The sequence below is a fragment of the Paralimibaculum aggregatum genome (assembly GCF_030270585.1).
Taxonomy (GTDB): domain Bacteria; phylum Pseudomonadota; class Alphaproteobacteria; order Rhodobacterales; family Rhodobacteraceae; genus Thermohalobaculum; species Thermohalobaculum aggregatum.
The window spans coordinates 94190-114998 of the sequence record NZ_BSYI01000015.1; the positions used below are offsets into that span (position 1 = coordinate 94190).

The window sequence follows — 20809 nt, forward strand, 5'->3', positions numbered from 1 at the left end:
CCGGGGGTGATGCCCCGAACGAGACGCGGCAGCCCCGACCATCCGGAGGAATTCACATGCCCAAGGATCACGGCATCGGCGCCAGTTCGAAGCGGCGCGAGGACATCCGCTTCCTGACCGGCAAGGGCCAGTATACCGACGATATCAACCGCCCCGGCCAGCTCTATTGCCACTTCCTGCGTTCCGACGTGGCGCATGGCAGGATCGCGAAGCTCGACACCGCCGCCGCCGCGGCGATGCCCGGCGTCGTGGCGATCCACACCGCGCAGGATCTCGCGGCGGTCGGCGGCGTGCCCTGCGGCTGGCAGGTGACCGACAAGAACGGCGAGGCGATGAAGGAGCCCAAGCACCCGATCCTCGCCGAGGGCAAGGTGCGCCATGTCGGCGATCCCGTCGCGGCGATCCTCGCCGAGAGCCTCGAGCAGGCGCAGGACGCCGCCGAGGCCATCGAGCTCGAGATCGAGGAACTGCCGGCGGTGGTCGACATGAAGGCCGCGCTGTCGGGCGAGAGCCTCGTGCATGACGACGTGCCGGGCAATCTCTGCTTCGACTGGGAGTTCGTCCAGGAGAACAAGGACGCGGTGGCCGAGGCCATCGCCGGCGCCGCGCATGTGACCAGGCTCGAGCTGGTCAACAACAGGCTCGTCGCCAACCCGATGGAGCCCCGCGCCGCGATCGGCGAATACGACGCCGCCCGCGACGAGCACACGCTCTGGACCACCTCGCAGAACCCGCATGTGATCCGGCTGCTGATGGGCGCCTTCGTGCTCTCGATCCCCGAGCACAAGCTCCGGGTGGTGGCGCCGGATGTGGGCGGCGGCTTCGGCTCCAAGATCTACCACTATGCCGAGGAGGCCTATGTCACCTGGGCCGCCAAGGCGGTCGGACGCCCGGTGAAATGGACCGCGAGCCGCTCGGAGGCCTTCCTCTCCGACGCGCAGGGCCGCGACCATGTCACCACCATCGAGCTGGCGCTGGATGCGGAGCACAACTTCGTCGCGCTGCGCTGCCACACGCTGGCCAACATGGGCGCCTATCTCTCGACCTTCGCGCCCTGCATCCCGACCTGGCTGCACGGCACCCTGCTGGCCGGCAACTACCGGACCCCGCTGATCTTCACCAACGTGCAGGCGATCTTCACCAACACCGTGCCCGTGGACGCCTATCGCGGCGCCGGCCGTCCGGAGGCGACCTTCCAGCTCGAGCGGGTGATCGACAAGGCGGCCCGCGAGCTCGGGCTGGACCCGGCGGAGCTGCGGCGGAAGAACTTCATCCCGCCGGATGCCTTCCCCTACCAGACGCCGGTGGCGGTGCAGTACGACACCGGCAATTACGGCGCGACGCTCGACAAGGCGCTGGAGATGGCCGATGCGGCCGGCTTCGCCGCGCGCAAGGCCGAAAGCGCCGCCCGCGGCAAGCTGCGCGGCTTCGGGCTGGCCTCCTATATCGAGGCCTGCGGCATCGCCCCCTCCTCGCTGGTCGGCGCGCTCGGTGCCCGGGCCGGGCTCTACGAGGCGGCGACGGTGCGGGTGAACCCCACCGGCTCGATCTCGGTCTTCACCGGCTCGCATTCGCACGGCCAGGGGCACGAGACCACCTTCGCCCAGGTGGTGGCCGACATGCTGGGCTGCGACGAGGGCCAGGTCGACATCGTGCACGGCGACACCAATCGCGTGCCCTTCGGCATGGGCACCTACGGGTCGCGCTCGCTGGCGGTCGGCGGCTCGGCCATCGTGAAATCGGTCGAGAAGATCGTCGCCAAGGCGAAGAAGATCGCCGCCCACCTGCTGGAGGCGGCGGAAGGCGACATCCAGTTCGCCGACGGGCAGTTCACCGTGGCCGGCACCGACAATGCGCTCGGCTGGGGCGATGTCTGCCTCGCGGCCTATGTGCCGCACAAGTACCCCATCGAGGAGCTGGAGCCGGGGCTCGAGGAGACCTCCTTCTACGACCCGGCCAACTTCACCTACCCCGCCGGCGCCTATGTCTGCGAGGTCGAGGTCGATCCGGAGACCGGCCGCGTCGAGGTGCAGAACTTCGTGGCGGCCGATGATTTCGGCAATGTCGTCAACCCGATGATCGTCGAGGGCCAGGTCCATGGCGGGCTCGCCCAGGGGCTCGGTCAGGCGCTGCTGGAGAACGCGGTCTACGACGCCGAAGGCCAGCTCGCCTCCGCCTCCTACATGGACTACGCGATGCCCCGGGCGGCAGACTTCCCGAGCTTCGCGGTGGACCATTCCTGCGTGACCCCCTGCACCCACAACCCGCTCGGCGTGAAGGGCTGCGGCGAGGCCGGAGCCATCGGTTCGCCGCCGGCGCTGGTCAACGCGGTGATCGACGCGCTCTCGGAGCACGGCGTCAGCCATATCGACATGCCGCTCACGCCGACCCGGGTGTGGGAAGCGATCCAGGCCGCCAAGGCGTGACCCGGCAGGCAAGGAGACAGCCATGTATGCCTTCGACTATCTGAAACCCAGCACGCTCGACGACGCCGCCGCGGCGCTGGCCCGCGAGGACGCGCAGGCGATCTCCGGCGGGCAGACCCTGATCCCGACGCTGAAGGCCCGCCTCGCGCAGCCCTCGGCGCTGGTCGACCTCACCGGCATCGCCGAGATGCGGGGGATCGCCGTGGCGGACGGCACCGTCACCATCGGCGGCGCCACCTGCCATGCGGCGGTGGCGGGCTCCGCCGAGATCCGCGCCGCGTTCCCCGCGCTCTGCGATCTGGCGGGCCGGATCGGCGACCCACAGGTGCGCAACCGCGGCACCATCGGCGGCTCGGTGGCCAACAACGATCCCTCGGCCTGCTACCCGGCCGCGGTGCTCGGCACCGGTGCCACGGTGGTGACCAACAGCCGCGAGATCCCGGCCGACGAGTATTTCCAGGGCATGTTCACCACCGCGCTCGAGGAGGGCGAGATCGTCACCGCCCTGCGCTTCCCGGTGCCGCAGAAGGCGGCCTATGCCAAGTTCGTGCAGCCGGCCTCGCGGTTCGCGCTCACCGGGGTCTTCGTCGCGAAGTATTCCGGCGGCGTGCGGGTGGCGGTGACCGGCGCCTCCGAGAAGGGCGTCTTCCGCTGGGCCGAGGCCGAGGCGGCGCTCTCCACCGAGTTCTCCGAGGGCTCGCTCGCGGGGCTCTCGGTTCCGGCGGATGGCATGATCGGCGATATCCATGGCAGCCCGGACTACCGCGCCCATCTCGTCGGCGTGATGACCCGGCGCGCGGTGGCGGCTGCGGGCTGAGCCTCCCGCCGCCAGGCATTGTGGCGGGCCCCTGCGGCCCGCTGCCTCCCCATCCGCGCAGGCGCCGCGCCGGCGGCCGGAGCTGCGCGGACCAGCCCGGAGGCGGCGCCCGCCCTGGCGGCCGGCTCGTCCCTTCCCTTGGCCGCGGCTCCGTGTTAGCTCTTTGTTCACGAACACGGAGCCCGCGATGACAGCCAGCCTTGCCGAACCCGCGCCCGCCGGCCTGCCCCTCATGCTGGCCGGCACGGCGCTCACCGCCTGCCCTTCCGGTGCGCTGTGGTGGGCCGATGCGCGGCTGCTGGCGGTGGCGGACCTGCATCTCGGCAGGGCGGAGCGCACGGCGCGGCATGGCGGCGCGCTGCTGCCGCCCTATGCCTGCGCCGACACGCTCCTGCGGCTCGAGGCGGAGGTGGCGCGGCTGGCGCCGGCGCATCTTCTCTGCCTCGGCGACAGCTTCGACGACGGCGAGGCGGCGCGGCGTCTCTCCCCCGATCTCGCGGCGCGGATCGCCCGGCTCGCGGCGGGGCGACAGCTCACCTGGATTGCCGGGAACCACGACCCGCGCCCCCCCGGCCTGCCCGGGGAAGCACGGGCAGAGGCCCGGATCGGGCCCCTCGCCTTCCGCCACATCGCCGCGCCGGAGGCCGGGGCCGGCGAGATCTCCGGGCATTATCATCCCAAGGCGAGGCTGGCGCTGCGCGGACAGCGGATCGCCCGCCCCTGTTTCCTGAGCGACGGCATGCGGCTGATCCTGCCGGCCTTCGGCACCTATACCGGCGGGCTGGATGCGGCGGCCCCGGCATTCGATCCGCTGTTCGGCGGGCAGGCGCAGGCGCTGCTCACCGGGCAGCCGATGGTGGCGCTGCCGCGGTCGGGGCTGGCGCGATGAGCGGCACGGCCCCCACCCCGCGCGATCCGGATTTCGCGGCGCGGATCCGGCGCTCCTTCGCGCGGCAGCCCTTCATGGCACATCTCGGGGCGGAGCTCGTCTCGGTCGCCCCCGGCACGGTCGAGATCGCGCTGCCCCTGCGCCACGTGCTGACGCAGCAGCATGGCTTCGGCCATGCCGGGGCGACCTGGGCGATTGCCGACAGCGCCGCCGGTTTCGCGGCGCAGTCTCTGATGCCGGCCGACCGCACCGTGCTGACGGTGGAGCTGAAGATCAACCTGCTGGCCCCGGCAGAGGGGCGGCTCCTGGCGCGCGGGCGGGTCGAGCGCGCCGGCCGGCGCCTCACGGTGGCCCGGAGCGATGTCGTGGCGACGGGCGATGACGGCACGGAGACCGCCATCGCCACCGCCCTCGGCACCTTCATGGCGGTCGAGGGCCTTGCCGAGCGCGAGACCTAGCCCGCGCTGCCCTCGCCGGCCCGGGGCGCCGCGGCGAGGATGTCGCGCAGCATGGTGGCGGCGTTGTAGAAGCCGAAGCCGAGCGCGATGGCGAGCAGCCCTATCGCCAGGTAGAGCCCGGCAGCGCGGCCTTCGGAGAGCACCGGCAGCGCCGCGCCGATCAGCGCCACCGCGCCGATCCCGAGGGCGATGAAGCCGGTCACCACCACCCAGGTCGCGAGGCGGGCGGCGCCGGCGGTCTGCGGGCAGTCGCCCGCCATGCGCCCGATCACCACCAGCACGGCCGCGAGGGCGGCGAGGCCGGAGAGCGAGACGGTGAAGTAGATCAGGTCGGTCATCGGCATGGCTCCTGTGTTCTGGATCGGGAAGACAGCGTGCGCTCGGCGATCATGCCGGCCGCGAGGCCCATGATGGCGGCGGCGGGAAAGCCGAGCAGGAAGCAGGAAGCGGCGATCCGCAGCGCCTCCGCCGGCGGCAGCAGGGCGAGCAGCCCGAGCGCATAGAGTGGCAGCGTTCCGAAATTCGCGAGGAAGCCGGTCCGCAGGCCGGCCCAGGCGAGGGACTGCCCCGGGCGCATCCGGCGCAGCATCTGCCAGAATGCGGGGCAACCGATCAATAGATAGGCTGGCAGACCGAGCACCAGCGCGGCGCCCATGACCCAGCCGACGATCCGCGTCGGCGGCAGGGCCAGGGCAAGCGCGGCGATGCTTGCGAGCGCCAGATAGCCGCCGACGAGCCCCTGCCAGAAGCCATCGGCACGGCTGCGGGGAGGTGCCGCCGGCGGCTCGGGCGGATCGGCGACCGGGGCCGGAACGGGCAGCGCGGCCAATGGCACGCGGTCGGGGAGCAGCCTGTCGAACCTGTCGATCATTTCTGTATGCTCCGAAACTGATGGCCAGAAAAACGCATGGCCTCATGCCCCGACGGGAAGCGGGCCGAGGGGCAGTGCCGGAGGGCTTTCCGCCTCCGCTCGGCCGATCCGTTCCGCAGGGCCGTCCCCGTCCTCCGGCCGGACCCAGCCGAGCTCGGCGAGGTAGTGGCGCGTTGCCGCCTCTCCCGGCTGGCCGATGCGGCGAAGGAAGGCCGCCTGTCTCTCGCTGTCCATCATCCCTCCTATTCCGCCGCCTTGGGCAGCAGCCGCGCGATCCGCGCGCCCATGCGGAGCAGCGTGAGCTGGGTGCCCTGCGGCAGCCGTGCCATCTCGGAATACCAGCGGTCGAACATCTCCATCACCTCGAGAGTCCCGCGGATGCGCGCGACGACCCGGGCGGGCGTGCCGTCGGCCTCGGCCGCGGCAAGGGTCTCGCGCACCGCCTCGACGGTGGGGGCGTATTCGCGGGCACGGCGGCCTTCGACCACCCGGCGGACAAGGTCGAGCATGTCCTCGACGGAGGTGAAATGGTCGCGCCGGTCGCCGAGCTGGCGGCTCACCTGCACGAGGCGCCAGGATTGCAGCTCGCGCAGCCCGGTGGAGACGTTGGAGCGCGCCATGTTCAGCGTCTCGGCGATCTCCTCGGCGGGCAGCGGGCGCTCGGCGAGGTGCAGCAGCGCGTGGATCTGCGCCACCGAGCGGTTGACGCCCCAGCGCGCGCCCATCTCCCCCCAGTGGAGGATGAAATCCCGCATCGCCGGTGTGAGCTGCATTGCCATCTCCAATTTCTGACAAGACAGAAATAACAGAAGGCACAGCCTCGATCAATCGGGCCCGGGTGGGGCGGAGAGCCGCAGCAGCGCGCGTTCGAGCCCGGCAGCGGTGTCGGGATCCAGGCGCGAGCGGAAATGCCGCGCGACGGCAGCGCGGTAGACCGGCCACATGCGTGCGAGCAGCGCCTCGCCGGCCGGCGTGATGGTGACGATCTGGCCGCGGCGGTCTTCCAGGCAGGGCCGGCGTTCGGCAAGGCCGTCGCGGACCAGCCGGTCGATCAGGCGGGAGATGCCGTATTGCGCGAGCAGCATCCGCGCCTCCAGCGCCTTCGGACGGAGCCCTCCGGGCGCGGCGCGGCGCAGCTCGAGCAGCGCGTCGTAGTGCTCGAGCGGCGGCAGGCCGGCGGCCTTCAGCTCGCCCTCGACGGCAGCAAGGACGGTCCGCCCGGTGCGGAGGAAGCGGGCCCAGAGGGCCATCTCGTCGGTTGCGGTCATACGGAACGGGTACTGGATCAATGCAATTGCATCAAGCTTGCCAGTAGATGCGTTTGCATCTATATACATGCAATCGCATTCACTGGAGGCAAGCATGTCCCTCACTCTCGTCAGCCACCCCTTGTGCCCCTATGTCCAGCGCGCGGCGATCGCGATGGCGGAAACCGGCACCCCGTTCAAACGGGTCTGGATCGACCTCGCGGACAAGCCGGACTGGTTCCGGAAGGTCTCGCCGCTCGACAAGGTTCCGGTGCTGCTCGTGGATATGGCGGGCCGCCGCGAGGCGCTCTTCGAATCGGCGGCGATCCTCGAATATCTGGAGGAGACCTCGGGCCGCCCGCTGCACCCGGCGGACCCGGTGACCCGCGCCCGCCACCGCGCCTGGATCGAGGCGGCGAGCCGGGTTCTCGACCGCATCGCCGAGTTCTACAACGCCCGCGAAGCGGCAGCGCTGGCGGCGGCAGGCGAACGGCTTGCGGAGAGCCTCGCCCCGGTCGCGGCAGCGCTCGGCAAGGGGCCGTATTTCGCGGGGCAGCGGTTCACCCTGGTGGATGCCGCCTTCGCCCCGGTCTTCCGCTATTTCGAGACCTTCGAGCGGCTCGGCGCGCCGGATCTGCTCGCGCCCTTCCCCGGCATCGCGGAATGGCGGGCGGCGCTGGCGGCGCGGCCCTCGGTCCGGGCGGCGGTGGGGGCGGACTATCCCGCCCGGCTCGAAGCCTTCCTGCGCGCAAGGCAGAGCGCGCTGATCGGCGCGGCCGCCGCCTGAGCCCGGGGGCTCCGAGGGCGGCCGCGCGTGTCAGGCGGTCAGCCCTTCCGGCTCCGGCAGCCGGTTGGCCCGGCAGCAGGCGGTGAGCGTGTTGGCCAGCAGGCAGGCGATGGTCATCGGGCCGACGCCCCCCGGCACCGGGGTGATCGCACCGGCCACCTCGGCACAGCTCTCGAAATGGCAGTCGCCGACGATGCGGTGCTTGCCCTCGCCCTTCTCCGGCGCCGGCACGCGGTTGATGCCGACATCGATCACGGTGGCGCCGGGCTTCACCCAGTCGCCCCGGATCATCTCCGGCCGGCCGACCGCCGCGACGAGGATGTCGGCGCCGCGGCAGACCGCCTCGATGTCCCTGGTGCGGCTGTGCGCCACGGTCACGGTGGCGCTGTCGCGCAGCAGCAGGTTGAACATCGGCTTGCCGACGATGTTGGAGCGGCCGACCACCACCGCGTTCTGCCCGGAGAGGCTGCCGAACCGGTCGCGCAGCATCATCAGACAGCCGAGCGGGGTGCAGGGGACCATCGATTTCTGGCCGGTGCCGAGGAGCCCCACATTGGAGATGTGGAAGCCGTCGACATCCTTGGCCGGGCTGATCGTGTTGATGACGATCTCGGAATTCATGTGGCTCGGCAGGGGCAGCTGCACGAGGATGCCGTGGATCTTCGGATCGGCGTTCAGGCGCTCGACCATGGCGATCACCTCGGCCTCGGAGACCGAGGCGTCCATCCGGTGCTCCTCGGAGTGCATCCCGGCCTCGACGGTCTGCTTGCCCTTGTTGCGGACATAGACCTGGCTCGCCGGGTCCTCGCCCACCAGCACCACCGCGAGCCCCGGCACGATGCCGTGCTCCTGCTTCAGCCGGGCGACATGGCTCCCGACCTCGCCCCGGATCCGGGCGGCGAATGCCTTCCCGTCGATGATCTCCGCGCTCATGGCGTCTCCTCTGTGTCCTCTCGCGGCGCAATTGTCGCGCCCGGCCGATCCTGCGGCCTGTGGCCTGCGATTCGCGGCCTGTGGTTGGTATCATGCAGACAAAGAAACCGTCACCGGTTGCCATCGAGGAGCCTGTTCCATGCGATTTTCCCGTCCGCCGCGCCGCGGCCCCGCCGCGCTCCTCGCACTGGCCCTCGGCATCGGCACCGCCTTCGCCGCGGCGGCCGAGCCGGTGGGACGCTGGAAATCGGCGCAGGTGGAGGGGCGGCCCGGTGCGGTCACGGTCAACATGGTCGGCGAGGCCGGGATCTCGGCCAATCGGGTGACGATCTACTGCACGCCCCATGGCGATGTCGCGGCGAGCTTCGCGCGGCGCCCGGGCATGCCGGCCGAGACGCCGATGGCGCTGACGCTCGAGACCGAGCTCGGCACGCTGCCGCTCAGCGGCGTGACCAACCGCTACGGCGTGCTGGTGATCGAGGGCCCGGCGGCGGCAGACGCCGCCCGGCTGCTGGCCGGCTCGCGCCGCGAGGCCCGCGCGGTGCTGCTCGACGGCCCCGGCCTCGGCCCGGTCAACGTGGTGCGCTCGACCAAGACCATCGGCCGCGTGCTGGATGCCTGCGGCCCGCGCCCGCCGACGCCCTACAAGGGCTGATCCCGCGGCGCCGCCTTCCGCTCCGTGCTGGCCCTCCCCGCCCGGCTGTGCTCAAACTCGGGCAAACAGCCGAGAACCGGGAGGAACAGGACATGGCCGAGCACTACGACGAGCTGGAGACCCGCGCCCCCGAGGCCCGCGAGCGCGCGCAGTTCGAGAGCCTGCGCAAGCTCCTCGTCGAGGCGATGGCGGATGCGCCGGGCTGGGCGGCGCAGCTGGCCGGCACCGATCCGGCGAGCGTGACCGATCGCGCCGCGCTGGCCAGGCTTCCGGTGCTGCGCAAGAGCGCGCTCGGCGAGATGCAGCGCGCGGCACCCCCCTTCGGCGCGCTCACCACCCGCCCGGCCAGCGATTTCGACCTGGTGTTCCAGTCTCCCGGCCCGATCTACGAGCCCGGCATCGCCGGCGCCGACTGGTGGCGCCTGGCGCGCGCGCTCTGGGCGGCAGGGCTGCGCCGGGACGACGTGATGCACAATGCCTTCGCCTATCACCTGACCCCGGCCGGCCACATGCTGGAGAGCGGCGCCCGCGGGATCGGCGCCACGGTGCTGCCGGGCGGCGTCGGCAATTCCGAGGCCCAGGCCACCGCCGCGGCCGAGACCGGGGCCAGCTTCTATGCCGGCACGCCGGATTTCCTGAAGACGCTGATCGACAAGGCCGCCGAGCTCGGCCGCGCGCTGAAGATAACCCGCGCGCTGGTCTCCGGCGGCCCGCTCTTCCCGGCCATGCGCCAGGGCTATGCCGAGGCCGGGATCGCCTGCCTGCAATGCTATGCCACCGCCGATCTCGGGCTCATCGCCTACGAGACCGGCGGTCCGGACGGCCCCAACCCCGGCATGGTCTGCGACGAGGGCGCCATCGTCGAGATCTGCCGCCCCGGCACCGGCGACCCGGTGCCCGATGGCGAGGTCGGCAAGGTGGTGGTGACCACGCTGAACTGGGACTATCCGCTGATCCGCTTCGCCACCGGGGATCTCTCGGCGGTGCTGCCCGGCGCCTCGCCCTGCGGCCGCACCGGCCCGCGGATCAGGGGCTGGATGGGGCGGGCCGATCAGACCACCAAGGTCAAGGGGATGTTTGTTCGCCCCGAACAGGTCGCCGAGGTGGTGCGCCGGCACCCGGAGGTGCTGAAGGCCCGGCTCACGGTCTCCCGCGTTGGGGATGCCGATACGATGACCCTGGCGATCGAGACGGCGGCGGCGTCCGCCGGGCTCGCCGCCGCGGTGGCCGAGACGCTGCGCGATGTCTGCAAGCTGCGCGGCGAGGTCGAGACCGCCAGCCCCGGCAGCCTGCCCAATGACGGCAAGGTGATCGACGACATCCGCAAGTTCGACTGAGCGTCCCCGAGGCGCCCCGGCATGCGGGGCGCCCGCCTCCGGACCGGCCTCGCCGAGCGGCTTGGATGCGCCGCCGGGTTCTGCTCTGCATCGAAGCGCTGGCGACGACGCGAACCATTCCAACTGCGACGCCGGGAACGCGAACGGCCCCGGCATGGGCGCCTGCATCCATTGGGCATCCCGGGGAGGCCGCGCCGCACGGGCCCGTGCCACCGGCGCCTCCGCCGCGCCCCGGAAGGGCCCGGGCGCGCGGCCCGATGCGCCGGCGCGGTGCCCGGCAGCGGACCGGCACCGCCCGCGCACACGTGAAAAAGCCCGGCGCGCAGGGCGGCCGGGCTTCGGTCTTGCGGTCGGCGGGGCGCGATGCCCCGACCGGATCAGCCCTGGCGGGCCTTGAACTTCTTCTGGGTCTTGTTGATCACGTAGACCCGGCCGCGCCGCTTCACGACCTGGCAGTCGCGATGGCGTGCCTTGAGCGAGCGCAACGAGCTCTTGACCTTCATATCCGCCTCCTCAGGCCAGCGCCGCGCGAGCGCGGTCGACGATTGCGTTGAAACCCGCCGGATCATGCACGGCGAGATCGGCGAGCACCTTGCGGTCCACCTCGATGCCGGACTTGGCGAGCCCGTCGATGAAGCGCGAATAGGTCATCTCGACATCATGCTCGCGCACCGCCGCGTTGATCCGCTGGATCCACAGCGAGCGGAAATTCCGCTTCCTGACCTTGCGGTCGCGGGTCTGGTACTGCAGCGCCTTGTCGACCGACTGCTTCGCGGTACGGAAGTTGCGCGAGCGGGCGCCGTAATGGCCCTTCGCCGCCTTGACCACCTTGCGGTGGCGCGCATGGGTGACAGTTCCACCTTTCACTCGGGGCATGGACTATCCTCCTCAGGCGTAGGGCAGGAACTGCTTCACGATGCGCTCATCCTGCTTGGAGAGCACGGTCGTGCCGCGTGCGTTGCGAATGAACTTGGTGGTGCGCTTGATCATGCCGTGGCGCTTGCCGGCCTGTGCGACCTTGACGCGTCCGTTGGCGGTGACCTTGAAGCGCTTCTTCGCGCCCGACTTGGTCTTCATCTTGGGCATTTCGATCTCCTGGTCGATGTTCGGGGTCGCCGCGGCAGCCCAGTCCCGGCCGGGCGACCCGTTTGGAAGCGGCGTCTATAGCTTTCCAGAGGGCGCTTGGCAACCCCGCGGGCCGTGGCGGCACCCGCCGCGGCGCCCTCAGCGCAGGCCGGAAGGCAGCGCGATATCGGCGAGATGCGGCGGCAGCGCGAGCTCGGCGCTGCGCTGCCCCTCGGCGCCGCGCCAGAGCTCCACCGCCACGGTGCCGCCACCCCGGAAGACCGCGCCGAGCACCGCCTTGAAGAGCGTGTCCTCGGCCGCCGCGAGCCCCGCGACCTCGATGCCGGCAACGCGCAGCACCACATCGCCGGGGGCGAGATCGTCGCGGCTGCTGGCCAGCACCAGCCCGCCGGCGCGCGGCGGCAGCCCGGCGCCAAGCAGCCGCCGGTGGGCCGGCTCCAGCGCCCCCAGGGCAAATCCGAGCATCGCCGGCGCCCGGGTCGCGAGCCGCGCGATATCCGCCGCGCCCAGCACCATCGGCACGCCGCGCCGCTCCGCCGCCAGCGCCCGCAGCAGGCCCTCGACCAGCGCCCGGTCGGCGGTGGCGCGGCGGGCCGGCTCGGCGCCCGGCGGGATCAGCGCCGCCTCGAAGAGCGCCGCGGCGATCAGCGCATCGGCGATGCCGACACCGCGATCGGCGAGCCCCTTGAGCCGCTCGATCGCATATTGCCGCTCGGCGCCGCCACCCGCGGCCTCGAGCGCCAGCACCGCCGCGCCGAGCTCGGCCAGCGGTGCACCGGCCGCCGCCGCCGATGCCAGCGCCGCCGGGCGATGCGCGGGCTCGGCCGCCAGCGCCGCCAGCAGCAGGGCGGCGGAATCCGGGTTGTCGATCTCGTCGAGGCGCAGCCGCGCGGCCTCCGCGGCGCCCTCCGCCAGATCGAGCAGCGCCAGCCGGGCCGCCGCCCGGTCGCGCAGCAGCCGTTCCTCGATGTCGAGCCCGGCCGGCTCCGGCAGCCGCGCACAGGCAGCACGCAGCCCCGCCGCCGGCACCCCGGCGAGCGCCGGGGCCAGCGCCTCCGCCGGGCGGTTGAGCAGCGTGTCGAGGGCCTCGAAGTCGCGGAGCTTCGCCGGGTCGAGCAGCGCCTCGGGCTCGAGCACCGCCAGCCGCCGCTCGCAGCTGCGCAGCGCCGCGACCTCGAGCCCGTCGATCCGGAGCGCCGGATCGAGCGCGATCCCGGCCTCCTCGGCCCGGCGCACCGCCGCCGCCGCGGCCTCCCGGTCGGGCAGCCGGCCGGCGCGCCAGAGGCTCGGGCCACGATGCGCCGAGAGCAGCACCGCGCCGCGCAGCGCATCGGCCAGCGGCACGCCGCGGCCCGCGGCCTCCGCCAGCGCGGCCAGCGCGGCTTCGGTGTCGCGCGGGCGGTAGGTGCCGTCGAAGAGCACCACCGCCTGCAGGAGGCGCGCGGCGCCGCTGCCGCTGTCGGCGGCACGGTCGAGCGCCGCCAGCACCGAAGCCGGCGCCTGGGTGCCCGACCCCTCGGCCAGCAGCCGGAGCGCCGCCAGCACCGCCGCGGGCGTTCGCTCCGGCGCCGAGGGCGCGAGCGCCGCGGCGGCCGCCATCGCGCCTTCCGCCCCCGGTGCCAGCATGGCGAGGCGCAGCGCGCGTTCGGGCGCGGCATCGGCCGCCGTCTCGGCGCGCGCACAGCGGGCCTCGATCTCGGCGAGCTCGGCCGTGCCCAGGCCGGTGGCCGCACGCACCGCCTCGAGCCAGTGCCGGCCCAGCTCGCGGGCATCGGCGAAGGCGTCGAGCCGGCCCAGGACACCGGCATTCAGCGACAGGATCTCGGCCGGGTCGAAGCCCAGCGCCGCGTCGCAGCGCTCGCCCTCGCGGGCCCGGAGCCTCGCCTGCAGCAGCGCATCCTGACGCCGCGCCGCGCGGTGCCAGGGGGTCTCGGCCCGGTCGCGCAGGAAGTCGCCCAGCGCCCGGTCATTGCCGAGCCGCAGCGCCGCCAGCGCATCCGCATAGGCCTCGCGCACCGTCGGCCGCCCGTCGAAGCGCCGCTCCGGGATGCCGTGGCGGGTGAGCACGAACTCGCCGCCGCGGTCGTTGCGCCCGAAGCTCCAGAGCGCCAGCCCCGCCCCGCCTGCCGAGGCGAGATCGGCCGCGGTGACGAAGGCGTCCGGGTCGGCATGCTCGGGCGCCAGCGCACCGAATTCGGGCGACTGTGCCAGCGCCGCCACCAGATGCGCCATGACGCGGATCTCGGCGCTCCAGGGCACCAGCGCCTGGCGCGCCGGGTCGAAGACGCTCGCCCGGCCGAGCCAGCCCGGTCCGCTGCCGGGGCGGCTGACCTGCCCCCAGCGCGCATCCGCCTCGGCGATCTGCGCGGTGAAGGCGACGAGCACATGGCGCGCATCGCTCGCATCCAGCGCCTCCATGATCGGCGCCAGCGCCACCGGGTCCGGCGCCGGATCGTCCGGCCGCCCCTCGGTGCCGGCGAGCATCAGCCCCTCCGGCCCCGGCGCGAGGCGGCTGTCGATCACCACCAGCAGCCCGGCATCGCGATCGCCGCCGCTCCGGGCGATCCAGTCATCGACGGCACCGGCGAGCCCGCCGGCCGGCCGGCTCTCCGGGCCCAGCTCGGTGACCGCGACGCCGAGGCTCTCGAGCCAGGCGCGCAGGGCCTCGCGCTCCACCGGGTCGCCGGCCCCCTGTCCGGTGGCGGTGGTGAGCAGCAGCGCGCGGTGGGCAGGATCGGGATAGAGCGTGACCTCCTCCACGAGAAGCCCGCGATCGTCGTAGTATTCCGCGGCGATCTCGGCGCGGGCCGACGGCATGGCCCCGGCCAACCAGGCCAGGCCGACGAGCAGCGCCCCGGCGAACCGCGCCCCGGTCCGGCGCATCACTCGCTCCCCCCGTCGCTGCCGCCGCCGAGCAGCGAGCCGATGGCGTCGAAGAGCTGCCGTCCGGCCTCCGGCGGGACCGGACCGGCGGCTGGCGGGGCGGCCGGCGCGGCCTCTGCCGTCGCGGCAGCGGATGCCGGCGGAGCGACCCCGCCGCAGGGATGCGGCGCGAAGCCGGTGGTGCGGCCCGGCCGCACGCCCTGCCAGAGCGGATCGCCGTGGCGCCCGAGCATGGCCAGCGAGGCGGCAAGCTCGGTGGCGGCCTCGGCGAGGCGCTCGCAGGTCGGCCCGCGATAGAGCCAGGCGACGAGTGCCGCCCGCACCGCCACCGTCGGCACCGCGCCCTCGGCAAAGCGATAGGTCCCGGCCGGCAGCTCGGCCGGCTCGTGCCCGGCGATCCCGCCCGCCGGCGCGAGCGGCACCAGGCGCACCCCGTCGCCGCGGTCGATCGCGCGGGCCAGCAGCGGCACCGGCGCCGGCGCGGTCAGGAAGACCGCATCCACGCGGCCCGCCAGCAGCGCGGCCACCGCGCTCTCGACGGGGCCGGTGTCGAGGCTCGCCGGCCGCACCCGGGCGGCGTCGAGCAGCAGCGCAGCGGTCACCGCGCCGGGGCTGTCGAGCGCGCCGATGGCGATGCGCGCACCGCCAAGATCCTCGATGCCGCGGGCATGGCCGCGCACCAGCAGATGCACCGGCTGCGCGCCCAGCGCCATGATCTGCGCCATGTCGGCGCCGAGCCCGGCAAAGCCGGCGGCATCCGCGCGCCCGAGACGGCGGCCGAGGAAGGCCGGCAGGTCGCCCGGCACGATGGCCATCTGCACGCCAGGGCTGCGCCGCGCTGCGGCAAGCGGCCCGAAGGCGCCGGGCACCGCGCGCGGCTCCACCGCGATCCCTGCCGCCGAGAGCGCCGAGGCTATGTCGCGCGCCAGCCGCGCCGAGGGCGTGCCGGGCAGCCCGGCGGCGAGGCCGAGCGGCCCGGGCGCCTGCTGCGCCGGCGCGCCGAGGGGCAGGGCCGCGAGCGCCAGGGCGGCGAGCGCCGCGCGGGGGAATGTCGTCATCGGATGCCTCCTCGGGCAGGGACGCGAACGCAGGCAGGACCGCAGGCGACGACGCCAGGACGGGAGACGCCAGGACGGGAGACGCCAGGACGGGAGACGCCAGGACGCGAGACGGGGCGCGGCGGCGCTCATTCCAGCACCGGCTCGGAGGCGACCACCCGGAAGCCGATCGCCGGATGCGGCAGGCTCTCGGGCGCCGGCGCGCGGTTCTCGATGCGCAGTGCCAGCGGCCCGTCGGCATAGCTGCCGCCCTTGACCACGCGCTTGCGCGAGGGGCAGCCGGCGCGGCGCACCGGATGGTCGGGCTCGCTCCAGCAGTCCTCGACCCATTCCCAGAGATTGCCGCTCATGTCCTGCAGCCGCCAGCGCGGGCTCTCGCGCTCGCCGCCGAAGCCGACCGGCATCGGCCCGTCGCCGCGGGCACCGCCGGGGGCGGCGCAGCCCTGGCAGACCGCGCGCCCCGGCAGCATCACGTCGCCCCACCAATAGGCCGGCGGGCGGGTGGCACCGGCGCGGTAGCCGGCCTCGCCGCGGGCGGCATATTCCCATTCCGCCTCGCTCGGCAGGCGGTAGACCGGGCCGTTGGAGACCGAGTTGAGCCAGCGGATATAGGCCTGCGCCTGTTCCCAGCTCACGCTGACCGGCATCTGCCCGTCGGCGAGATCGGCGGTCTCGGTATCGGCCAGCGGCGCGCAGGCCCGGGCAAGCTCGCAGGGCCGCCACTGCGCCACCGTGACCTCGGTGATGCCGACCGCCAGCAGCAGGCCCTCGACCTCGCTCTCCACGCCCTCGCCCATCAGCCGCTCCGGCCCCGCGCGCGCGCCCGCGGCGGCGGCCAGCGCGAAGCGCGCCTTCGGCAGCACCATCATCGGCGGGCAGTCGGCGCATTGCTCGGGCACCGGGAGATAGGGCTCCCAGGCGCGCGCCTGCCGCGCGGTCCTCGGGGCATAGGGGCCCCAGAACGCCACCGAGCAGACGCCGCTGCCGGCCCAGTCGCGCAGCTGGCCGGTGCCGCCGAGGGCGAAGGCGCGGCGCTGCTCCTCGGCGGTCTCCTGATCGTTGCGCTTGGCATAGGCGATGAGCAGCGCCAGCGCGGTGTCCTCGGCGGGCAGGTTGAAGGCGCCGAGCACGCGGAAGCTCTCTCCCGGCTCGATGGTCTCGAGGAAATTCGCCTTCTCCGGCACCGGGCTGTCCATCAGCGCCACCGGCTCGCGCGCGGTGCAGGTGGCGACGAGCGAGACCGAGGCGAGGCAGACCCTGTCGCTCGCCGGGATCGTGTCCATCGCCACATAGGCCGGCGCCGAGGCGAGGATCTTGCTGTCGGAGAAGCGGATCACCTCGGCGCGCAGCAGCACCGTATCGGCATCCTCGACCGACCACTTGACCGCGATGGCGGCGCCGTCCTCGAGGCTCTCGCGGCGCTGGCTGTCGATCCGGTCCATGCGGAAGCCGCGGAGATAGCTGGTGAGCTTGTCGTTGAGCCCGCGGGCGAGGCGGCCGGAGAACGGCTGGCAGAGCAGCTCCTCGCTCGAGCGGGCCTGGCGGATCAGCGAGAACTTGAGATCCTCGGCGCCGCGCCCGGTCTGCGCCGAGAGCGCCTGGGCGATGTCGCGGGCGATGTCGTCCAGCGCGTCGTCATAGGGCCGCACATACTGCGCCGCGGCCGGCCCGGCGAGCGAGACGAGCATCAGAATTGCCGCGAAGACCGCCGGGAAATTGGACAGCGTCGACCAGAAACGTGCAAAAAGCATGGCGCGACTCTCATTTCTGCGGTGTTCCGACTATAAAAACCGGGGTGTGGTTTGCAATAACCGGGGGAGAGCGGTTTTTCCGGGCTGCCGCAGGCCGCGGCCCCGGGCGAGGGAGGTTGAGGACGACGATGCCCGTGATCAAGATGGAGTTCGCCCGCGCGGGGCTCGCGGCCAGCGCCACGAGCGAGAGCTTCCTCAACCACATGCAGCTGCTGCGCGATGCCCGCGCCTGGTCGGGCGGGGCCGGCGGCGCCGAGCTGCCGCGCTTCTCCGAGAGCACGGTGCGCTATCTCGAGCGCTCGCTGCTCGCGCGCGGGGCCGACCTGCGCGACGCGGTGTTCCAGTTTGCCCACCTGATCGGCATGGCGGCGGCGATCAGCCCCTCCGGCCGGGCGCTCGACACGCTCTACGGCTTTGACGGGCCGGTGCGCGCGCGGCGCCTCGCCGGGCATCTCGCGCAGGGCCTCGAGGGCATCCGCAGCCATGTCGAGATGGAGGAGAACGCCTTCAACCTCGTCTATGGCCATGACCAGAGCTATCGCCTGCTGCATGCCCGCCTGCCGCTGCTCTATGCGCTGCTCGAGTTCCTGCTGACCGCGCCGGATGCGCCCGAGCAGGCCCGCGAGGTGATGACGCTGATCGCCCGCATCGAGGAGGCGCCGCAGGATTTCGAGACCGTCCGCGCCACCTCCAACGCGATCGCCGCCACGCTCAATGCCGGGCTCGACCGGATGATGCGCTCGCGGGTCGAGCGCGACCGGCTGGAGGCGCTGGCCGCCCATCTCGACGAGACCGCGAGGGAGACCGAGGCCGGCGAGCGGCGCTGGACCATTGACGACGGCGCGATTCTCGCCTTCTGGCTGAGGGGCGCGGAGCCCGGCGGCCGCTCGGACGACTTCCGCCAGTTCCGCACCGTGCACCGGGCATTTGTCGCCCTGCTTCTGGCATTGCGGGAAGGCGAGGATTTCCAGCGGCTCTACCGGCCGCAGGCCGCCGATGACGAGGAGGGATACTTGCAGCTCACCGATGACCAGGCGACGTTCGAGACCGTGGAGGAGGGCCTGCCCTCGCCGCTCGATGCGCTCGCCGAGGATCCGGTGGGCCGGGTGAAGTTCCTCACCGGCGCCGAGACGCGCAATCTCGAGATCGCCGCCCGGCTCTGGGGCGCGGTGCGGGCCTTCCCGCTCGCGGTGCTGCGCTCGGAGGTGATGGGCGGCGCGCAGAACGAGATCATCAACGCGCTGCGCTTCAAAAGGGCGCTTGGGCCGCTCATCGCCCTCGAGAAGCTGGAGGACCCGGACGAGGCGGGCTATCCGGCGGTGGCCGAGCGCTATGCCCGGCTGCGGGCGCATCTGCGCCAGATGCTTCATGCCTCGGCCTATGTGACGGCGACGCGGCGGCAGATCAACCTGCCGGAACCCACCGCGAGCGAGACCCGCAAGGCCTATCGCGGGGTGCGCCGCGCCGGCTTCGGCGAGGCCTTCGACGATCCGGAGATCGGCGAGGCCTTCGAGGCGGCGATCACCCCGCTATCGGAGCTCGCCGGGCTGCTCGGCGAGCTCGAGGCGGCAATGCCGGGGGAACTGGTCGAGCGCTTCGCAGAGGACCGCGCGGTGTTCGCCGACGCCTTCGGAGAGATGTATGGCAAGGAGACGTGAGATGGAGTTCGAGATCCCGACCGGCGAGGCGCGCGATGCCATGCTCGACCGCGCCGTCGCGGCCGACATCGCGCTGACGCTGCGCCTCGAGCGCGGCCGCAGCGCCGCGGCGCGCGAGGTCCGCCCGACCTATGGCGACATCCACCGCGCCGCCGCGCTCGGCGATGCGGAGGCGCGTGCCCGCGTCGAGGAGGCCGCGAAATCCGACTTCTGGGTGGCGCGGACCTATCGCGAGATCCTGGCGCGCGACGCGGTGGCGATGTTCGGCGAGGTCCGCGCCGCCAGCACCGGCGACGTGCTGACCCGCGAGGCCGGGGCCTATACCATCGAGATCCGCGCCTCGGCGAAACGCCCCGAGCGCAGCTTCCTCGCGATCACCCTGGCCCCCGGCGCCGCGGTGCCGCGCCGGCTGGTGGTGCACCCGGAAGCCGACCGCCCGGCGGTCGAGCCGCTCGGCCTCGGCGAGCCGGCCGAGGGGGTGATCCAGGTGGTGCTGCCGAGCGACCATCCGGTGCTCGCCGCGATCCGCGACCCCGAGCGCAGCTTCCATCTCGCCTGAGCCGGGGCCATATCCACTGCCAGGCCCGCAGCGGGCCAGAGCGGGCTGACCCCCGCGGGAGGGACCCGTGGACGACCGCATCCTCATCGACATCGCGACCACGGGCGGTCCCGCGACCGTCCGCGTCGCGGAGTATGACGAGGGCGCGCCCTGCTCCTGCCTCCAGCTCTTCGACGACAACTATATCGGCGCCGGGGTCAACCCGATCGTCGACGGCTTCGACAGCCGCCTGCGCGCGCATCTCGCGGCAGAGGGGCTCGCGACGCCGGCCGGCAAGCTCTATGTCGAGCTCGGCCTGCTGATCGAGACCGGCAAGAGCTGGCAGCTCGGCCTGACCCTGGTCAATCTCGCGCTCGCCACCGGCCGGCTGGTGACCGACGAGGCCGAGGCCACGCGGCTGATCTGGACCACCGGCGAGATCGGCACCTCGACCTGGTCGACCCGCCCCGTGGAATGCGTGCCGACCAAGCTCCAGAAATCCGCCGAACGGTTCCGGGCGCTGATGGCGCGCGGCATCGCCGTCGAGATCCTGGTGCCGGAGGAGCAGCTCGAGGAGGCCAGGGCGGAGGTGCCCGAGGGCGCCCTGCTGCGGCCCGTCGGCGCGCTGGCGCCGCTGATCGCCGAGTTCCGCCCGGTGATCGCCGCCGCCTCCCGGCCCGAGCCGGCAGAGCCGGAGGTTGCGCCCCTGCCGGTGGCACCGGCGGCGGCGGCATCGCCGGCACCGCGGCGCTCGCACGGCCGGATCGCCGCGCTGGCGGCGCTGGCGCTGGCCGCCGGCGGCGCCGGGATCTGGCTCGCCACCGCGCCCGTGCCGGAGCCGAAGCCCGACCCGCTGCCGCGCCTCGTCGGCATCGACGAAGGCACCGGCGGAGATACCGGCACAGGCACCGGCGGCGCCGGCGAGCCCCTGCGGCCGCCGGCGCTCGCCGCGCCCGATCTGCCGGAACCGGCGGTGCCCACGGCCGCGCCCGCTTCGATCAGGGCCGCCGGGCCCGATCTCGGAGCCCGCCGCGCGAGCTATGCCGACGGCGTCATGGTCGATCACTGGGCGAGCCGCCTGCCGCCTGCCCGCGGCGTGCGCCGCATCGTCTTCCGGCGGGCCGCCCCGCCGCGGCCCCGGCTCTGGATCGGCGCCCCGGCAGGGCTCACGGCCGCGCCGCCGCCCGCCCGGGCGGATCGGCCGCTGCCCCGGCTCGAGGCGGTGGCCCATGGCGCGGCCCTGGCCGCACCCGCTCCGCACGCCGTTCCGAAGGCCATCGACACCGCGCTGCCGGCCCGGCTGGCGCCGGCGCCGCTGACGGTCTGGCTGGCGGCGGCCGGTGGCCCTGCTCCGGCAGCACCGGCGGCAGGCCTGCCGCCCCTGCCCCCCGGTCCCGACCCGGCGGTGCACGGCG

General features: G+C 73.3%; 20 protein-coding genes and 1 pseudogene. 10 read left to right on the forward strand and 11 right to left on the reverse strand.

Features of this window, described 5'->3' with window-relative positions:
* The first annotated feature begins 56 nt into the window (after positions 1–56).
* From QSJ97_RS11265 to QSJ97_RS11280, 4 genes are all read left to right on the forward strand, one after another.
* Entirely contained in the window at positions 57–2426 is a 2370-nt protein-coding gene (locus tag QSJ97_RS11265; protein ID WP_285671859.1) for a xanthine dehydrogenase family protein molybdopterin-binding subunit, read from the forward strand.
* Positions 2427–2448: 22 nt separating this feature from the next.
* On the forward strand, positions 2449–3243 hold the full coding sequence (locus QSJ97_RS11270; RefSeq protein WP_285671860.1) for an FAD binding domain-containing protein: 795 nt from the start codon (positions 2449–2451) through the stop codon (positions 3241–3243).
* A 187-nt stretch (positions 3244–3430) separates the two neighbouring features.
* A complete protein-coding gene (gene pdeM / locus QSJ97_RS11275; protein WP_285671861.1) occupies positions 3431–4132 on the forward strand; it encodes a ligase-associated DNA damage response endonuclease PdeM in 702 nt (233 codons plus the stop codon).
* The gene (locus QSJ97_RS11280; RefSeq protein ID WP_285671862.1) at positions 4129–4590 is read left to right on the forward strand and encodes a PaaI family thioesterase; all 462 of its coding nucleotides are present in this window, start codon (positions 4129–4131) and stop codon (positions 4588–4590) included. The genes pdeM and QSJ97_RS11280 overlap by 4 nt, the downstream gene beginning before the upstream one ends.
* Here the strand turns inward: QSJ97_RS11280 and QSJ97_RS11285 are convergent.
* From QSJ97_RS11285 to QSJ97_RS11300, 4 genes are all read right to left on the reverse strand, one after another.
* The gene (locus tag QSJ97_RS11285) at positions 4587–4928 is read right to left on the reverse strand and encodes a hypothetical protein (RefSeq protein WP_285671863.1); all 342 of its coding nucleotides are present in this window, start codon (positions 4926–4928) and stop codon (positions 4587–4589) included. The genes QSJ97_RS11280 and QSJ97_RS11285 overlap by 4 nt on opposite strands.
* A complete protein-coding gene (locus QSJ97_RS11290; protein WP_285671864.1) occupies positions 4925–5461 on the reverse strand; it encodes a hypothetical protein in 537 nt (178 codons plus the stop codon). Before QSJ97_RS11290 ends, QSJ97_RS11285 begins: the two co-directional genes overlap by 4 nt.
* 242 nt (positions 5462–5703) lie before the next feature.
* A complete protein-coding gene (locus tag QSJ97_RS11295) occupies positions 5704–6234 on the reverse strand; it encodes a GbsR/MarR family transcriptional regulator (RefSeq protein ID WP_285671865.1) in 531 nt (176 codons plus the stop codon).
* A 51-nt stretch (positions 6235–6285) separates the two neighbouring features.
* Positions 6286–6825: a MarR family winged helix-turn-helix transcriptional regulator gene (locus QSJ97_RS11300; protein ID WP_285671866.1), complete on the reverse strand. Its 540-nt coding sequence runs from the start codon at positions 6823–6825 to the stop codon at positions 6286–6288.
* Between QSJ97_RS11300 and QSJ97_RS11305 the strand changes: the two genes are divergently transcribed.
* A complete protein-coding gene (locus QSJ97_RS11305) occupies positions 6824–7495 on the forward strand; it encodes a glutathione S-transferase family protein (RefSeq protein WP_285671867.1) in 672 nt (223 codons plus the stop codon). The two genes, QSJ97_RS11300 and QSJ97_RS11305, sit on opposite strands and share 2 nt — an antisense overlap.
* 30 nt (positions 7496–7525) lie before the next feature.
* Here QSJ97_RS11305 and QSJ97_RS11310 read toward each other — a convergent pair whose 3' ends face one another.
* Positions 7526–8428 carry a bifunctional methylenetetrahydrofolate dehydrogenase/methenyltetrahydrofolate cyclohydrolase gene (locus QSJ97_RS11310; RefSeq protein WP_285671868.1) on the reverse strand — a complete coding sequence of 301 codons (903 nt, stop codon included), beginning with the start codon at positions 8426–8428 and terminating at the stop codon, positions 7526–7528.
* A gap of 139 nt (positions 8429–8567) precedes the next feature.
* Between QSJ97_RS11310 and QSJ97_RS11315 the strand changes: the two genes are divergently transcribed.
* Both QSJ97_RS11315 and QSJ97_RS11320 read left to right on the forward strand, forming a co-directional pair.
* The gene (locus QSJ97_RS11315; RefSeq protein WP_285671869.1) at positions 8568–9083 is read left to right on the forward strand and encodes a hypothetical protein; all 516 of its coding nucleotides are present in this window, start codon (positions 8568–8570) and stop codon (positions 9081–9083) included.
* Positions 9084–9175: 92 nt separating this feature from the next.
* A complete protein-coding gene (locus QSJ97_RS11320) occupies positions 9176–10420 on the forward strand; it encodes a phenylacetate--CoA ligase family protein (RefSeq protein ID WP_285671870.1) in 1245 nt (414 codons plus the stop codon).
* 377 nt (positions 10421–10797) lie between these two features.
* Here QSJ97_RS11320 and ykgO read toward each other — a convergent pair whose 3' ends face one another.
* The 6 genes from ykgO to QSJ97_RS11350 form a co-directional block, all read right to left on the reverse strand.
* Positions 10798–10923 carry a type B 50S ribosomal protein L36 gene (gene ykgO / locus QSJ97_RS11325; RefSeq protein ID WP_285671871.1) on the reverse strand — a complete coding sequence of 42 codons (126 nt, stop codon included), beginning with the start codon at positions 10921–10923 and terminating at the stop codon, positions 10798–10800.
* 10 nt (positions 10924–10933) lie between these two features.
* Complete coding sequence (gene rplT, locus QSJ97_RS11330) at positions 10934–11296, reverse strand: 50S ribosomal protein L20 (protein WP_285671872.1); 363 nt, start codon at positions 11294–11296, stop codon at positions 10934–10936.
* A 12-nt stretch (positions 11297–11308) separates the two neighbouring features.
* Positions 11309–11506 (reverse strand): 50S ribosomal protein L35, encoded by a 198-nt coding sequence (gene rpmI / locus QSJ97_RS11335; RefSeq protein WP_285671873.1) that lies wholly within the window; start codon positions 11504–11506, stop codon positions 11309–11311.
* Between the two features lie 138 nt (positions 11507–11644).
* Positions 11645–14389, reverse strand: coding sequence for a hypothetical protein (locus QSJ97_RS11340; RefSeq protein WP_285671874.1), 2745 nt, complete (start codon positions 14387–14389; stop codon positions 11645–11647).
* A complete protein-coding gene (locus tag QSJ97_RS11345; protein ID WP_285671875.1) occupies positions 14389–15447 on the reverse strand; it encodes a TAXI family TRAP transporter solute-binding subunit in 1059 nt (352 codons plus the stop codon). Before QSJ97_RS11345 ends, QSJ97_RS11340 begins: the two co-directional genes overlap by 1 nt.
* Before the next feature lie 128 nt (positions 15448–15575).
* On the reverse strand, positions 15576–17198 hold the full coding sequence (locus tag QSJ97_RS11350; RefSeq protein WP_285671876.1) for a formylglycine-generating enzyme family protein: 1623 nt from the start codon (positions 17196–17198) through the stop codon (positions 15576–15578).
* A gap of 128 nt (positions 17199–17326) precedes the next feature.
* On the opposite strand from QSJ97_RS11350, the gene QSJ97_RS11355 reads away from it, so the two are divergent.
* The 3 genes and pseudogenes from QSJ97_RS11355 to QSJ97_RS11365 form a co-directional block, all read left to right on the forward strand.
* Positions 17327–18856 carry a hypothetical protein gene (locus tag QSJ97_RS11355; RefSeq protein WP_285671877.1) on the forward strand — a complete coding sequence of 510 codons (1530 nt, stop codon included), beginning with the start codon at positions 17327–17329 and terminating at the stop codon, positions 18854–18856.
* Between the two features lies 1 nt (position 18857).
* Positions 18858–19415, forward strand: coding sequence for a hypothetical protein (locus tag QSJ97_RS11360; protein WP_285671878.1), 558 nt, complete (start codon positions 18858–18860; stop codon positions 19413–19415).
* 67 nt (positions 19416–19482) lie between these two features.
* Positions 19483–20809 (forward strand): annotated as a pseudogene (locus tag QSJ97_RS11365) (hypothetical protein); the annotation flags it as partial.

Coding starts and splice junctions, on each gene's coding strand:
- rpmI (WP_285671873.1), bottom strand. CDS start 11,506: ATGCCCAAGATGAAGACCAAGTCGGGCGCGAAGAAGCGCTTCAAGGTC.
- rplT (WP_285671872.1), bottom strand. CDS start 11,296: ATGCCCCGAGTGAAAGGTGGAACTGTCACCCATGCGCGCCACCGCAAG.
- QSJ97_RS11270 (WP_285671860.1), top strand. CDS start 2,449: ATGTATGCCTTCGACTATCTGAAACCCAGCACGCTCGACGACGCCGCC.
- QSJ97_RS11280 (WP_285671862.1), top strand. CDS start 4,129: ATGAGCGGCACGGCCCCCACCCCGCGCGATCCGGATTTCGCGGCGCGG.
- ykgO (WP_285671871.1), bottom strand. CDS start 10,923: ATGAAGGTCAAGAGCTCGTTGCGCTCGCTCAAGGCACGCCATCGCGAC.
- QSJ97_RS11320 (WP_285671870.1), top strand. CDS start 9,176: ATGGCCGAGCACTACGACGAGCTGGAGACCCGCGCCCCCGAGGCCCGC.
- QSJ97_RS11295 (WP_285671865.1), bottom strand. CDS start 6,234: ATGCAGCTCACACCGGCGATGCGGGATTTCATCCTCCACTGGGGGGAG.
- QSJ97_RS11350 (WP_285671876.1), bottom strand. CDS start 17,198: ATGCTTTTTGCACGTTTCTGGTCGACGCTGTCCAATTTCCCGGCGGTC.
- QSJ97_RS11355 (WP_285671877.1), top strand. CDS start 17,327: ATGCCCGTGATCAAGATGGAGTTCGCCCGCGCGGGGCTCGCGGCCAGC.
- QSJ97_RS11315 (WP_285671869.1), top strand. CDS start 8,568: ATGCGATTTTCCCGTCCGCCGCGCCGCGGCCCCGCCGCGCTCCTCGCA.
- QSJ97_RS11300 (WP_285671866.1), bottom strand. CDS start 6,825: ATGCTTGCCTCCAGTGAATGCGATTGCATGTATATAGATGCAAACGCA.
- QSJ97_RS11265 (WP_285671859.1), top strand. CDS start 57: ATGCCCAAGGATCACGGCATCGGCGCCAGTTCGAAGCGGCGCGAGGAC.
- QSJ97_RS11285 (WP_285671863.1), bottom strand. CDS start 4,928: ATGACCGACCTGATCTACTTCACCGTCTCGCTCTCCGGCCTCGCCGCC.
- QSJ97_RS11340 (WP_285671874.1), bottom strand. CDS start 14,389: ATGCGCCGGACCGGGGCGCGGTTCGCCGGGGCGCTGCTCGTCGGCCTG.
- pdeM (WP_285671861.1), top strand. CDS start 3,431: ATGACAGCCAGCCTTGCCGAACCCGCGCCCGCCGGCCTGCCCCTCATG.
- QSJ97_RS11310 (WP_285671868.1), bottom strand. CDS start 8,428: ATGAGCGCGGAGATCATCGACGGGAAGGCATTCGCCGCCCGGATCCGG.
- QSJ97_RS11360 (WP_285671878.1), top strand. CDS start 18,858: ATGGAGTTCGAGATCCCGACCGGCGAGGCGCGCGATGCCATGCTCGAC.
- QSJ97_RS11290 (WP_285671864.1), bottom strand. CDS start 5,461: ATGATCGACAGGTTCGACAGGCTGCTCCCCGACCGCGTGCCATTGGCC.
- QSJ97_RS11305 (WP_285671867.1), top strand. CDS start 6,824: ATGTCCCTCACTCTCGTCAGCCACCCCTTGTGCCCCTATGTCCAGCGC.
- QSJ97_RS11345 (WP_285671875.1), bottom strand. CDS start 15,447: ATGACGACATTCCCCCGCGCGGCGCTCGCCGCCCTGGCGCTCGCGGCC.